Origin of the sequence: Leptothoe sp. LEGE 181152 (assembly GCF_032906605.1) — a bacterium.
In the GTDB taxonomy this organism is placed as follows: domain Bacteria; phylum Cyanobacteriota; class Cyanobacteriia; order Phormidesmidales; family Phormidesmidaceae; genus Leptothoe; species Leptothoe turfae.
In genome coordinates, this window is record NZ_JASATU010000058.1 from 172,052 (window position 1) to 185,028 (window position 12,977).

General features: G+C 49.9%; 12 protein-coding genes. 9 read left to right on the top strand and 3 right to left on the bottom strand.

Annotated elements, in window-relative coordinates; all coding sequences use genetic code 11:
- Window positions 1-12: 12 nt before the first annotated feature.
- The gene (dusB, locus tag QGP82_RS26470) at window positions 13-1,113 is read right to left on the bottom strand and encodes a tRNA dihydrouridine synthase DusB (RefSeq protein ID WP_499061522.1); all 1,101 of its coding nucleotides are present in this window, start codon (window positions 1,111-1,113) and stop codon (window positions 13-15) included.
- A gap of 155 nt (window positions 1,114-1,268) precedes the next feature.
- On the opposite strand from dusB, the gene QGP82_RS26475 reads away from it, so the two are divergent.
- The 6 genes from QGP82_RS26475 (at window position 1,269) to QGP82_RS26500 (ending at window position 6,306) form a co-directional block, all read left to right on the top strand.
- Window positions 1,269-2,153, top strand: a complete 885-nt coding sequence (locus QGP82_RS26475) for a DMT family transporter (RefSeq protein ID WP_163659499.1) — start codon at window positions 1,269-1,271, stop codon at window positions 2,151-2,153.
- Between the two features lie 161 nt (window positions 2,154-2,314).
- A complete protein-coding gene (locus tag QGP82_RS26480; RefSeq protein WP_163659498.1) occupies window positions 2,315-2,596 on the top strand; it encodes an ArsR/SmtB family transcription factor in 282 nt (93 codons plus the stop codon).
- Between the two features lie 78 nt (window positions 2,597-2,674).
- On the top strand, window positions 2,675-3,526 hold the full coding sequence (locus QGP82_RS26485) for a phosphate ABC transporter substrate-binding protein (RefSeq protein WP_163699142.1): 852 nt from the start codon (window positions 2,675-2,677) through the stop codon (window positions 3,524-3,526).
- Window positions 3,501-4,433 carry a phosphate ABC transporter permease subunit PstC gene (gene pstC, locus QGP82_RS26490; RefSeq protein ID WP_499061523.1) on the top strand — a complete coding sequence of 311 codons (933 nt, stop codon included), beginning with the start codon at window positions 3,501-3,503 and terminating at the stop codon, window positions 4,431-4,433. The genes QGP82_RS26485 and pstC overlap by 26 nt, the downstream gene beginning before the upstream one ends.
- The gene (gene pstA, locus QGP82_RS26495) at window positions 4,423-5,280 is read left to right on the top strand and encodes a phosphate ABC transporter permease PstA (RefSeq protein WP_499061524.1); all 858 of its coding nucleotides are present in this window, start codon (window positions 4,423-4,425) and stop codon (window positions 5,278-5,280) included. The genes pstC and pstA overlap by 11 nt, the downstream gene beginning before the upstream one ends.
- 216 nt (window positions 5,281-5,496) lie before the next feature.
- Window positions 5,497-6,306 (top strand): phosphate ABC transporter ATP-binding protein, encoded by an 810-nt coding sequence (locus QGP82_RS26500; RefSeq protein WP_499061525.1) that lies wholly within the window; start codon window positions 5,497-5,499, stop codon window positions 6,304-6,306.
- 2 nt (window positions 6,307-6,308) lie between these two features.
- Here the strand turns inward: QGP82_RS26500 and QGP82_RS26505 are convergent, their stop codons facing one another.
- The gene (locus QGP82_RS26505; protein ID WP_499061526.1) at window positions 6,309-7,418 is read right to left on the bottom strand and encodes an aldo/keto reductase; all 1,110 of its coding nucleotides are present in this window, start codon (window positions 7,416-7,418) and stop codon (window positions 6,309-6,311) included.
- Window positions 7,419-7,613: 195 nt separating this feature from the next.
- Between QGP82_RS26505 and QGP82_RS26510 the strand changes: the two genes are divergently transcribed.
- Complete coding sequence (locus tag QGP82_RS26510) at window positions 7,614-8,372, top strand: TSUP family transporter (RefSeq protein ID WP_499061527.1); 759 nt, start codon at window positions 7,614-7,616, stop codon at window positions 8,370-8,372.
- Window positions 8,373-8,377: 5 nt separating this feature from the next.
- Here QGP82_RS26510 and QGP82_RS26515 read toward each other — a convergent pair whose 3' ends face one another.
- The gene (locus tag QGP82_RS26515; RefSeq protein ID WP_499061528.1) at window positions 8,378-8,668 is read right to left on the bottom strand and encodes a hypothetical protein; all 291 of its coding nucleotides are present in this window, start codon (window positions 8,666-8,668) and stop codon (window positions 8,378-8,380) included.
- A gap of 399 nt (window positions 8,669-9,067) precedes the next feature.
- Here QGP82_RS26515 and QGP82_RS26520 point away from each other — a divergent pair, with 399 nt between their 5' ends.
- Both QGP82_RS26520 and QGP82_RS26525 read left to right on the top strand, forming a co-directional pair.
- Window positions 9,068-12,490, top strand: coding sequence for a substrate-binding domain-containing protein (locus QGP82_RS26520; protein WP_499061529.1), 3,423 nt, complete (start codon window positions 9,068-9,070; stop codon window positions 12,488-12,490).
- A gap of 54 nt (window positions 12,491-12,544) precedes the next feature.
- Window positions 12,545-12,925 carry a hypothetical protein gene (locus QGP82_RS26525; RefSeq protein ID WP_163659483.1) on the top strand — a complete coding sequence of 127 codons (381 nt, stop codon included), beginning with the start codon at window positions 12,545-12,547 and terminating at the stop codon, window positions 12,923-12,925.
- The last annotated feature ends 52 nt before the right edge of the window (window positions 12,926-12,977 follow it).

Consider the following 12,977-nt stretch of genomic DNA (forward strand, 5'->3'; position numbering starts at 1 on the left):
TTCTAAAAATGCTTATACTATAGCGGGCTTTAGGAGGCTATGGCGGTAAAGTTCTGGGGAGATTACCGTAATCGCCTCGTCTAATAAGCCACACCCTTCTTCCACAGACTCGATGCGGCATAGTTGATCCCGCAGTTCAGCGGCCCCATCAAAGCCCTTAGCGTACCAGGCCATATGTTTACGAGCCTGGCGAATACCGCTTTTACCCTTGTAATCCGCCAGCATTCTCAAGTGTTCCTGGGCGCAACGTAGACGCTCGATGACTGTGGGCGGCAGGCGACGCTCGCCAGTCTTGAGGAAGTGATCAATTTCCCCGACTAAAAAGGGATAACCTAGGGTGCCACGGGAGCACATAACGCCATCGGCCTGGGTTTGCTCTAAACAATCAATTGCCGCATCCACTGAAAAAATATCCCCATTGGCAATCACGGGGATCGCCAAAGCCTGTTTCACTTTGGCAATCCAACTCCAGTCGGCAGTGCCGTTATAGCCTTGGGAGCGGGTACGACCGTGAAGTGTCAACATTTGCGCCCCAGCTACTTCAAGACGACGGGCAAAATCCACAGCATTGATGTCGTCTTCAGACCAGCCAATGCGCGTCTTAGCCGTCACCGGTATCGATACGGCAGCGCTAACGGTTTCAATGATGCGGGCGGCTGTATCAGGGTCCCGCAACAGTGATGAACCACCGCCATTCTTCGTGATTTTGTTAACGGGGCAGCCCATGTTGATATCAATGGTGTCTGCACCCTGGTCAACGGCTTTCTTAGCTGCTTCTGCTAGAAAATCGGGTCTACGGTCAAATAGCTGAATGCTGATGGGCCGTTCACCAGGATCCACCTCCATCACCTTGGGTAGCTTGCGCATGTGGTGCAGTTCGGCAGCGCTCACCATTTCGGTATACATCATCGACTGTGGAGCGTAGCGGCGCACGAGTCGGCGGAAGACAAGATCGGTTACCCCAGACAGCGGCGACTGTAAAACCCGACTGTGAACTTCAACAGTGCCAATGTTTAGGGGAGTGGCGAGGCGGGATTTAAGAGCGGGGGACAGGGAGTGGGGAATGGGGTGTGGGGTGTGGGGTGTTTGATGGAGGTTGAGAGCAACTGACATGGGAGATTGGCTAAACGCCGCAAGGGGTTGAGACTTTCTTACACAGCTTACGCTTCTCTAGGATGCCATTAACTAACCGACCACCCACAATTTAGAACTCCTGTACGATGCCTTTAACTCATAATTCACAACTCACAATTGAGAACTAACTAAGGATGTTTCAAGGGGAAATTGCGGCGCTGAGTGCGGCGGGGCTGTGGGCATTTGCGACGCTGATGTTCGGCCGATTGGGGAAGCAGCTATCGCCCCTGGTGTTGAACCTGATTAAGGGATCAATGGCGATTGGGTTTATCGTGCTCACCCTGGCGGTACGGCAGCAGTTGCTGGCATCGTTGCCGATGGGGTCAGTGGTACTGCTGTTAATTAGTGGTGTGGTGGGCATTGGACTGGGGGATACGGCTTACTTTGCCACGGTGAATACCTTGGGAGCGCGGCAGGCTTTATTACTGGAAATGCTGGCTCCGCCTATGGCTGCTTTGATGTCACTGGTGTTTTTGCAGGAGCAGCTGTCGGCTTTGGCCTGCCTGGGCATGGGGCTGACGTTGGCAGGCATCATCTGGGTGGTGAGTGAGCGGAGTCCTCAGGTTCAAAGCACCCGCTCAAAAGCGGCCATTACTCGGGGGATCTTGTTGGGGATCATGGCTGCGCTTGGGCAGTCGATTGGTAGTGTGCTGTCACGGGCGGCGTTGGCCGACACGGCTGTCGATCCGCTATGGAGTAGCTTACTCAGGCTGTCGGCAGGGTTGGTGTGTATTGGTGGATTATTGCTGTGGCGTCGGCAAGAGCAGGTATTTATGCGTCCATCTGGCCGGTTGTTGGGGGGTGTGGCGATCGCAGCCTTTTTTGGCACCTATTTAGCCATCTGGCTACAGCAAGTGGCCTTGAAATATTCCCCGGCTGGCATCGCCCAGTCACTGCTGGCAACGAGTCCGATCATGGTGATCCCCATGGCTCTGGTCATTGGCGAGCGGGTTACGGTGCGAGCTGTCTGCGGGGCGATCGTGGCGTTGGTTGGTGTGTGGCTATTGTTTAGTCGTTGAGGGGAGCGTTACCTAGAGGAACTCTGTTACCGGCAGAGGCGTTGCTCCAAGGGCTCCCACAAGGGGAGCCCCTACCGCCCATAACTCTTTGTTAACCTATATGAATCATATTTCATATGAATCTCAGTTCATTCTAAGCTGCCCCTGTCAATCTCAAGGTTATGGATCAGGTCACGTGCGTCGACAAGCTCAAGATTTTGGCGGATACCACGCGGTTAGGCGTATTACAGAAATTGCAGTTTGGGCCTCAATCAGTGGGCGCTCTAATGACTGCTTTGGATGTAGAGCAAACGCTTTTATCCCATCATTTACGTGTATTACGACAGGCTAAGTTTGTAATCGCAGAAAGGAATGGTAAGCAGGTACTCTATCGGCTGTCTCCCGACGTATTGATTGAGCGAAATAGCCTAAACCTGGACTGTTGCGTCCTATCGTTTCGGTAAGGTCTTTGGGGATCATCCTCTAGCAATCATGTTCGACCACAGTGCCCTGAACGTTGTCTCTTTAAAGGACGTCGGTCTATGGTACAAACGCTTGACTTGAAAAGATTAGGGTTAATTGCCTTAACCTTGGCTGGTTTATCAGCCTGTTCACCACCAACGGAATCAGCGGATGGTGAACTACAGGGAAAAGTTATTTTGACGGGCTCTAGTACAGTGGCACCCCTCGCCTCAGAGCTAGGCAAACGCTTTGAGCAAGAACATCCCGAAGTACGGGTGGATGTGCAGACAGGGGGTTCCTCACGGGGATTAGCTGATGCCCGCAGCGGTCAGGCGGATATTGGCATGATGTCGCGGGATTTAGCCGCAGATGAAACGGATGTCACGGCCTATGCGGTGGCCCGCGATGGTGTGGCGATGATTATCCACGCTGATAATCCGGTGACGGAGTTGAGCCCTGAGCAAGTTATAGATATCTACACCGGTGGCATTACTCAGTGGTCAGCGGTGGACGGGGATGATACACCTGTCAGTGTAGTGAATAAGGCGGAAGGGCGTTCCACGTTAGAGGTGTTTCTCAAACACTTTAAGTTAGAAAATAGTGATATCGCCGCCCAGGTCATCATTGGTGACAATGAGCAGGGAATTAAGACGATCACTGGCAATCCAGATGCCATTGGCTATGTGTCCATTGGCGCAGCGGAAAACAGTATTGCTCGGGGCGCGCCGCTAAAGCTGTTGCCGTTGGAGGGTATCAACCCGAGTACAGCGTCGGTGCAGGATGGTTCATTTCCCCTGTCGCGTACCCTGAACTTTGTGACCAAGGGTGAGCCAGAAACACTCACGAAAGCATTTATTGATTTTGCCCAGTCCCCTGAAGTCCACGACATTGTGGAGCAACAGAACTTTGTACCCATTGATTTCTCCCAGTAAAGGTAATTTATCGCATCAGGTGGACTCATCTGCGTCTCTTAGACGGGCTAAGCGCCATGATTGGCTGTTGCTAAATGGCCTCCGGTTATTGGCAGGGATCACCGCAGCCATCGGCGTATTGATTACGGTGTTTGTCCTCAAGGAATCGCTACCTGCTTTGCAGTCTATCGGCATACTGCGATTCTTCGGGGATGAGGCTTGGTATCCGTTGGAGGGACAGTTTAACCTGGTGCCAATTTTATTGGGAACGGTGTTAATAGCGTTGGGCGGGATTGCGATCGCAACTCCCCTCGGTTTGCTCTCAGCTCTGTTCTGTCAGTTTTATGCTCCCAAACTTCTGGCCTCTATCTATCAGCGACTTTTGGAATTGTTGGCCGGGATTCCCTCCGTGGTCTATGGCTTCTGGGGATTAGTCGTTCTAGTACCCAAGATTAATCAGATTCATCCACCGGGGCAAAGTTTGTTGGCCGGGATTTTGATCTTGAGTCTGATGATATTGCCGACGGTGGCACTCCTTTCAAAAACCAGTCTAGGAGATGTGCCTGGCGATTATTTAAAGGGTGCTGAGGCGCTTAGTTTGTCACGGTGGACGATACTCAGCCGGATTGTTTTACCGACTGCGCGTTCCGGTCTAATCACAGCAATTGTTCTAGCAACAGGCCGTGCTTTAGGAGAAACGATGGCGGTGCTTATGGTCTGCGGTAATGTGGTGCAGATTCCAAATTCTGTCTTTGCGCCGGTGCGTTCTTTGGCTGCCAACATTGCGTTGGAAATGGCCTATGCGACGATGGATCATCGCTCAGTGCTATTTGTCAGTGGGTTGGTGCTATTGGGTCTGGTGGGGTTACTGGTGATGATTGCATCTGCTCTAGGTGCAGAGGAGCAAGGCAGACGTCATGGTGTCTAGAATAGTCTCTCAAGTTAACGCTACAAAATGGCTCGATTACTTGTTGACATTGGCGACTTGGGCCACAGCAGCCAGTATTACTGCCGTTTTTCTCTGGATTGTGTTATCGATTGTTGGGCAGGGATTAGGGCAATTATCCCTAGATTTTCTCTTGTCTGAGCCGATGAATGCGGGGCGGGAAGGGGGAATTGCCCCTATCCTGGTGTCTACTCTGTTGATATTAGGCGTGTGCTTAGCGATTGCGCTGCCTTTAGGCTTAGCCACGGCACTGTTGCTTGCGGAGTTTACGGTGAGTGATAAGCGGTTGGGGATGTGGGTACGGCGTAGTCTGGATTTTTTGGCTGGGGTGCCGTCGATTGTATTTGGGTTATTTGGCAGTGTGTTTTTCTCTAAGGTGTTGGGGTTGGGGTTTTCGATTCTCTCTGGAGGGTTGACTCTGGCTTGTATGGTGTTACCGTTGCTGATTCGGGCGACGGAGGAGGGGTTGCGATCGCAACCTGCCAGTTACCGACAAGGGGCTGCTGCTCTGGGTCTTTCTAAAACCACTACATTATTCAAGATTCTCTTGCCTGCTGCGCTACCGGGGCTCATGGTGGGTCTGGTGTTATCGATGGGGCGGGCTTTGGCGGAAACAGCTGCTTTAATTTTCACAAGCGGTTATGTGGATCGGTTTCCAGAATCGCTGTTGGATTCGGGACGGGCGTTGTCAATTCATATTTTTGATTTGTCGATGAATGTGCCGGGTGGGGATGGGAATGCGGCAGCATCGGCGTTGGTGTTGTTGGGGGTGTTGTTGGGTTTGAATGGGTTGATGGCGTTGATTACGTGGCGTTGGTCGGTGAGGTAAGGTTATGGACTGCACAAAAATAAAGGCCCAGGTTGGGGCTGTAGATGGGCTCATAGAATGAGATGGGCTCATAGAATGAGATGGGCTCATAGGATGATTATTTAAGCACAAGCGCCTTATGGGAAAGGTTATCTAAATTCTCCAGGTTCTTTTTTATCTTCTTAATTCTTTAAGTCTCCTTTCAATTTGATTCCCACCTTAGTTATTTTCTCGACTATGCTTTCTTATCACTCACAGGCTGCTTCTCATGTTGCTGAGTCTGCGCCTTTAATAGAAGTTCAAGAGCTGAGTCTGCGCTATGGTCGTCACATCGCTTTTGAGGGGGTTTCTCTGCCGATTTATGTGGGGCAAATTACGGCGATTGTGGGTCCCTCGGGTTGTGGGAAGAGTAGTTTCTTGAGCTGCTTAAATCGGATGAGTGATTTGGTGCCTGATTGTCATGTGGAGGGGCGAATTCGGCTGGCTGGGATGGAGATTCTGAATCCGAATACGGATACCCTGTCGCTGCGTCGCCGGGTGGGGATGATTTTTCAGCGGCCTAATCCGTTTCCGTTGAGTATTTGGGAGAATCTTGCTCTGCCTTTGCGAGAACATGGGATGACCGAGCGCCATCGACTGGCAGAAACGATTGAAGTCGTGCTTAGGGATGTGGGGTTATGGTCAGAGGTAAAAGACCGTCTGCGTAAGTCGGCGCTAGCTCTATCGGGTGGGCAACAGCAGCGGTTGTGCATTGCCCGAGCCTTGGTGCTACAGCCAGAGGTTTTATTATTGGATGAACCCTGTAGTGCTCTGGACCCGATTGCCAGCGGCATTGTTGAGGACTTGATTACGCGATTACGGCCTCGTTATACCCAGGTGGTGATTACTCATAATTTGGCTCAGGCTAGTCGCATTGCTGATCAGGTGGGCATGTTTTGGGTGCAACACGGCGTAGGGCGGTTGATTGAATTTGGTACCGCCCAGCAGATTTTTGAAGCACCCAATCATGAGCTGACTGCAGCCTATGTCAGCGGAGGTAAAGGTTAACTCTATTCTGTGACAACTCCTGCCCCTGAGCCTTTGACTAAAATGGGTTGATTAAACGAATTAGGCTGATCACCAACGGTGGCACCGCCATTGATCATGCCCTGGAGGCTAGGCTCAAAGAAGGTGTAGGGGAAACGAGAATCGGGACGGCTCACCTGATCTAATCGCTGCTGTAGCTCAGCGGGAATCTCGAAGTCTAAAGCACCTAAGTTATCTTGCAGTTGGTGTAGCTTAGTGGCTCCGATAATTACTGAGGCAACGGCGGGACGGTTGACAACCCAGTTAAGGGCGACCTGTGCCATAGAACGGTCCAACTCTTTGGCCACTTGCTCCAATTCTGCAACGATGGCCCAGTTTTTCTCAGTAAATTTGTCAAAAGCTGGATTACCGCTGTTGGCGAGCATTGCCAGCCGACCTGAACCTTCGCCACCTTGCTCAGAAGGTTTATATTTTCCAGAAAGCAGACCACTGGCCAGGGGAGACCACACCATCAAACTGGTGCCCAAGTTTTTAGCCAGTGCTGAGTACTCAAACTCGATGTTGCGCTCGGCTAGGGAGTATTCCAGCTGCACAGTGCTGATGGGTTCCCAGTGGCGTTCTTGGGCCAGGGTTTGGGCTTGAGCGACATACCAGGCGGGGGCATCCGATAGGGCGACATGTCGGACTTTGCCTGAGCGAACTAAATCATCCAGGGTACGCATCACCTCGGCAGCCGGAGTGACCTGATCCCAGGTATGCAGCATATAGACGTCGATGTAGTCGGTGCCAAGGCGCTCCAGGGAACCTTCGACGGCACGCAGGATATTTTTGCGCCCGTTGCCGCCTGCATTGGGGTTGCCGGGCTCAGAGTTATAGCTAAATTTGGTGGTGATGATGATGCGATCGCGAGTCTTACTATCCTTAATAAACCGGCCCAACATCTGCTCACTATTGCCGTTGGTATACAGGTCTGCCGTGTCAACAAAGTTGCCCCCTGCTTCCACATAGGCATCAAACAACTGGCGGGCATTGGCTTCATCAGCCCCCCAACCCCAGTCATCACCAAAGGTCATCGTGCCCAGGGCCAAACGGCTAACCTTCAATCCAGTATTTCCTAGCGTGTAGTAATCCATATGGCTGTCCTCAGCGACCTAATTTTGCAGTTCAACCTACAGTCCCTACCATGGGCCAATCTTTAAAACGCTGCTTGAATATAATTGCTCTGTTTTGGTAGAAAATTGCGCTATCTCCCAAACCAGCCCCTATGCATGACGTGATAAGTTGCCTGAGCATTGATTACCGGTCATGACTATTCAGGGGACACACAAATGGAATTTACCATTGAAATGGTGACGCTGCTATTCGTAGTGGCAATGGCAGCAGGCTGTGTAGACACCATCGCCGGTGGTGGCGGGCTCATTGTCTTACCCACAATGCTGATGGTGGGCATACCGCCCGCCGCTGCCTTAGCCACAAATAAACTCCAAGGCAGCGGCGGCACATTGGTCGCATCTCTTTATTTCCTGCGTAAACAAATTGTGCGCCTAAAGGACATTCAGCTCACCGTATTTATGACTTTTGTTGGAGCTGTGATTGGCGTCTGGCTGGTGCTACAGATCGAAAGCACTGTTCTCAAAGCGATTATCCCTTTCTTACTGATTGGCATGGGTGCCTATTTTGCTCTATCACCCCGGCTCGGAGCCACTGACCAGAAACAACGCTTAGCACATAACCCGTTTTCTGTATTGATTGCTCCGTTCCTTGGGTTTTACGATGGCTTTTTTGGACCAGGGACGGGTATGTTCATGGCCTTATCACTCGTCAGTCTGCGAGGCTATAACCTGACTAAAGCAACCGCCCATACAAAGATTTTGAATTACACCAGCAACGTGTCATCACTGCTTTACTTTCTTGCTTTTGGGGAGGTGTATTGGGGAGTCGGTTTAGTCATGCTGGCAGGTCAGGTGATTGGCTCCTCCATAGGAGCCAGGATCGTTTTAGCCAAAGGTGCAGCCTTAATTCGCCCAGTTGTTGCCACGGTTTGTTTTCTGATGGCATCCAAACTGTTGTTAGATATCTTTGGCTAATGCCCTTAGGCTCCTAAATACTCGGACAATACCTCACAGGCTCCATCTTCAACACCATCATAAATCGAAGGGCTGGGGGAGAACGGCGGTGTCGGTTTGTCAGTCATTTCTAACTGTTCATGCAAAATTGTCAAAATTGCTTCAGTCACAGAGGTAATATCACGTTCTTGTTGGTAAGGGCGCAGCTTTTCTAATATTTCAGCCGTAAGTAGGACAGTAACTGGGGTTCTTTCAATAGCCATTTTTGTATGGGCAATCACTGCCCTTAGCATATATGAAAGGACGGTGTCGTTCATGGCCAAAGTTCAGGTGTGGAAAGAGATACGGTGAGGTCAAGGTAAACGTTACTGCATCGAAATTATGAACTTGTTTCTTAACAACTCCTTAGTGTTACAAATTTTAACCACAATAAATTAGGTTAAGTGTTCGTACACTAAGTCATTAAAGCAATTTGCCCAGTGCTTTAGAGACTACTAAGCCTGACTTTTAGAGGGTTATTGGCTCCATAGAGAACCTTTATGGGGGCAATTTTATCTGAAACAGATGCCCTACTGTTTTGAGAAACGTGACTTACAGCCATGGCTAACGTAAAGATGATTTGTTTCCGACACAGCATCCCTGCGAAAATCAAATAGCTTACATTTAGGTGTCCCCACCCATCACTTGCCTACCTCTACCTCTACACGGCAAATTCTATGGCTCTACCGCACCGCAGGTCAGCTCCCACCTCCCGGCGTTTGGTCTTTCTAGGTCTTGTTTTAGTTCTGGCTCTGACTGTATTTCCTTATCCAGCGATGGCTGTCACTCTAGTTGATGGCATAAATCCGACAGTTGCTGCAACATCGAATAGACCCCCCGCTGTTGTTAATAAGGTGGTTCAAACTGAGGCAGTGTTAGAGGGGGGTGAGCAAGAACAAGCGTTGAGAATTGACGGGACTAGCTTGATGCAGCCCATCAATCAGGCCTTAAAACAACGCTTTGAGCAAGAGTATCCAGGAACGGACGTGACGCTGCGGGCGAATGGTACCGACCCAGCACTAGAGTCATTGCTAAAGGATGATATTGATCTTGCCGCTATTGGTCGTTCTCTATCGGCTAAGGAGAAAGCTCAAGGACTGATCGAAATTCCCGTTAGTCAGGATGCAATTTCTATCATCATTGGCCGTAACAATCGATTTAATGGCACATTGACACTGGATCAATTTGCTCAAATCTTTCGCGGTAAAATTACTAACTGGGCTGAAATCGGTGGCACACCTGGCCCCATTCGTTTTATCGATCGTCCCCTCACCAGCGATACCCGTCTTGTTCTCAGTAAATACGGCATTTTGACGGACTCTGAGCAAGCCCAAGGTGCCCAGGTGGTGCGTCTGGACACCGATGATACTGCTGCGGTGATTCGGCGGCTGGGAAATGATGGTATTAGCTATGCGATCGCAAGTCAAATCCAGGGCCAACGACAAGTAAAGACCGTAAAAATAGCCGTACTGCTAGACACCCTGCCCAGCGACAAATATTATCCCTATTCTCAAGTGCGCGGCTATGTCTATAGAAAGGACAATGCTAACACCGTTCTACCCTTTATCAATTGGGTGACAGGAGAATCTGGCAAGGCTGCTGTAGGAGCTGCAAAAACAGCTGAGGCCGCGGCTGTAGCTACCGCCCTCAATCCTCCTGCGCTGACTAGAACGGCGACCAATACAAATGGTGTTGGTATCCCCGTCTGGCTATGGGGGCTCCTACCACTGCCCTTATTATTTTTATTTGGCTTTAGCCGACGTAGACAAACAGAGGAGATTGCAGAAGAAGAGACTGCTACCCAGGAAGTCTTTGTCCCAGAGTCTCAAGTACCTGCACGGCCTCCCAGCCCTATACAGCCACCTCCTGTTATTCCAACACCGCCAGCATCAACACAACTAAAGGAACCAGAAGTACCAGAGACAATTGAAACTGCCACTGAAACCGCTGGGGATATTACATTTGTACCTGTCGAAACATACCATGAAACACCAACTGTTACTCCCGAAATAACGCCTACAGAAACAACTCCGGCAGAATCTATACCCGCTTCACCGCCCCAGGCTCCGGTGATACTCGCTGTTCCCATCCAATTAGTTGTTAAACCCGTACCACCTACTCCTCCAGTCGTTCTTCCCATTGAAGAAACCGTTGACTGGAAAAACGCCGATGCTGTTTACCAAAAAGGGGTGAGTTGTCTAAAGTCAGGTCAACTGGACAAGGCTAAAGCTTACTTTCAACGGCTACTAGAACTCTCTGCTAGAAACATCTTGGGGCTACTGGGCCTCGGTCAAGTATTTTTGAAACTGGGCCAGGGGAGCAATGCTCTGGAGCAGTTTACCCAAGCGACTGCCGTAGACCCAAATGAAAGCGAAGCATGGCTCGGCAAAGGAAATGCTTTACTAAAACTGCAGCAACCGGAAGCCGCTCTAGAAGAGTTTGATAGAGCGCTACAGTTAAATAGTTCATTGGTAAACGCTCTCAAAGCTAAAGGGGATGCATTCCTAGCGCTAGGGCGACAGGGAGAAGCCAACCGCTGCTACGATCAAGCCAATGCGCTGCAAGGTACGCCCATCCCAGTCTGGAAATCGACAACACCAGATGCTGAAGAGACTATCGAGGAACAACCCGCCGTTCCAGTTCAAGCGATCGCACCAGAAGAACCAACAGCACCTGCTATCCCGGCTGTTATTCCCATTGAATATACGGTTAATTGGCAAAGTCCCATCGCAGTCTACTACAAAGGCCTCACCTGTCTAGACTCAGGACAGCTAAATGATGCAGTGCCGTACTTTCGAAGAGTCTTAGAACTCTCTCCCAATAATGCGTTGGCATTGATTGGTTTAGGCCAAATTTACGTAAAGCAAGGCCAATTAGAAACGGCTTTAGCCTACTTTAATCAAGCCCTTGAAAATGAGCCAACACGACCACAGGCCTGGATTGGCAAAGGGGATGCGCTGATGTTGCTAGGTCGGTCTGAAGAAGGAAAACAGCATTATGCCTATGGTCAGGCGCTATCTGACATACCCCTAACGTTTCCCCCCACAGATACACCAGCTAGACCCTCACCTCGCCCTGTCAAGCCAGATGTGCTATCTGAAGAGATTCAGGCTCCTATTACACCCCCACAGCTGCTAGACATGGTGATTTTGGTCAACACTCAGGGACCCCTGAAAGCAGAGGTAATGGCCATGGGACAGGTAATGGACGAGGCAATAGAAACAACAACCAATGCCCGTCCTGCTGATGTACGCCTTACGTGGCTGGGAACCCATAAACCATGGGAGGAAACCCCTGTTCAGCAAAGTGCCTCTGACTATTTGAATCACTTAGGGATATCTTTAGAAAATCAAGGCGTTACAGATAGTCAGCCATCTCCAGCCCATATTATTTCGACCCTCACCCGGTACCTTGACTGGCGACCGGGAGCTGCCCAATCCCTTTTCTACATGGGCCATGAAAGCCTGAGTCCAGATAATCAGGCTGATGGGTTACCAACGGTTCAGCCTGTTATTGAAACCGCTAAGGATACAGGCACGACCATTCACACCTACTTGTCCACCCAAAAGTCTCCAGGCAATACCGCAGCTGCCATAGCCGAATATCACCAAGTCGCAACAGCAACCGGAGGATTAGCATTCACTGATCACCAATCTAATCGATCTTTCTATGATGTTCTGACTCAAACCATTGACCAAAGCTGTCGAGAATGCATCTATCGCCGCCTAACCATTGATAGTCAGAGCGATTGCTATGTCCTCGATCATGCCCAAATGAGTCGGCTCCAATCATTGGGCAATACCACACCCTTGGCTCCAGGCAGCTACATTGTTCGGATTAAGTCAGGCAATTTCAGCTATTGGACCAATGCCCCAGATTTTGACCCCGAACCCTGGGTGATACTCTGGATTTATGGTGGTCGAGTTATCAATCGGAAAACCAATGTTGAGGTAGGAGCAACCTGGGTCACATTGAATGGTTATGACGATGCTCTAAAGTTAGAGGTACTAGAAGGAACAAACCTCTGTGCATTATTCTTGGACACCTACAAAGATGACAATTCTGGACAAGTTATCTTATCGATATTAGAGGCCAATTAGCGATAGCGAACCAGTCATTACACTCTTCTTTATTACACAAGGGATGCTTTAAAAATGCGCGTAGTTGTTGATAGTCAAGAACATTGTTATGTACTCGATCAAGAGCGTTTAAATGCGCTTCAATCTACGGCTAACTCGACTCAGTTAGAGCCTGGCACCTATGTCATCCGGATTGAGCGGGGGGCTTTTAGCTATTGGGCTGAGCAGAAACAGTTTGCCCCTGAACCTTGGGTGATGTTATGGGTTTATGGGGGCACCGTGATCAACAAAAAGACTGGGAAGAAAGTGGGTGCCACCTGGAGCAGTCTCAATGGCTACGATGATACGCTCACTTTAGATGTGTTAGAGACAGCAACCCTATGTGGGCTTTTCTTTGACACTTATAAACAAGATAATTCTGGTGAGATCACACTCTCCATTCTGAAAGATAGATAGAGCTAAAACTGCTACGAAATTTAAAGTCTCAAATAATAAAATCCGCATCATA

Coding starts and splice junctions, on each gene's coding strand:
- dusB (WP_499061522.1), bottom strand. CDS start 1,113: ATGTCAGTTGCTCTCAACCTCCATCAAACACCCCACACCCCACACCCC.
- QGP82_RS26475 (WP_163659499.1), top strand. CDS start 1,269: ATGTTTCAAGGGGAAATTGCGGCGCTGAGTGCGGCGGGGCTGTGGGCA.
- QGP82_RS26480 (WP_163659498.1), top strand. CDS start 2,315: ATGGATCAGGTCACGTGCGTCGACAAGCTCAAGATTTTGGCGGATACC.
- QGP82_RS26485 (WP_163699142.1), top strand. CDS start 2,675: ATGGTACAAACGCTTGACTTGAAAAGATTAGGGTTAATTGCCTTAACC.
- pstA (WP_499061524.1), top strand. CDS start 4,423: ATGGTGTCTAGAATAGTCTCTCAAGTTAACGCTACAAAATGGCTCGAT.
- QGP82_RS26500 (WP_499061525.1), top strand. CDS start 5,497: ATGCTTTCTTATCACTCACAGGCTGCTTCTCATGTTGCTGAGTCTGCG.
- QGP82_RS26505 (WP_499061526.1), bottom strand. CDS start 7,418: ATGGATTACTACACGCTAGGAAATACTGGATTGAAGGTTAGCCGTTTG.
- QGP82_RS26510 (WP_499061527.1), top strand. CDS start 7,614: ATGGAATTTACCATTGAAATGGTGACGCTGCTATTCGTAGTGGCAATG.
- QGP82_RS26515 (WP_499061528.1), bottom strand. CDS start 8,668: ATGAACGACACCGTCCTTTCATATATGCTAAGGGCAGTGATTGCCCAT.
- QGP82_RS26520 (WP_499061529.1), top strand. CDS start 9,068: ATGGCTCTACCGCACCGCAGGTCAGCTCCCACCTCCCGGCGTTTGGTC.
- QGP82_RS26525 (WP_163659483.1), top strand. CDS start 12,545: ATGCGCGTAGTTGTTGATAGTCAAGAACATTGTTATGTACTCGATCAA.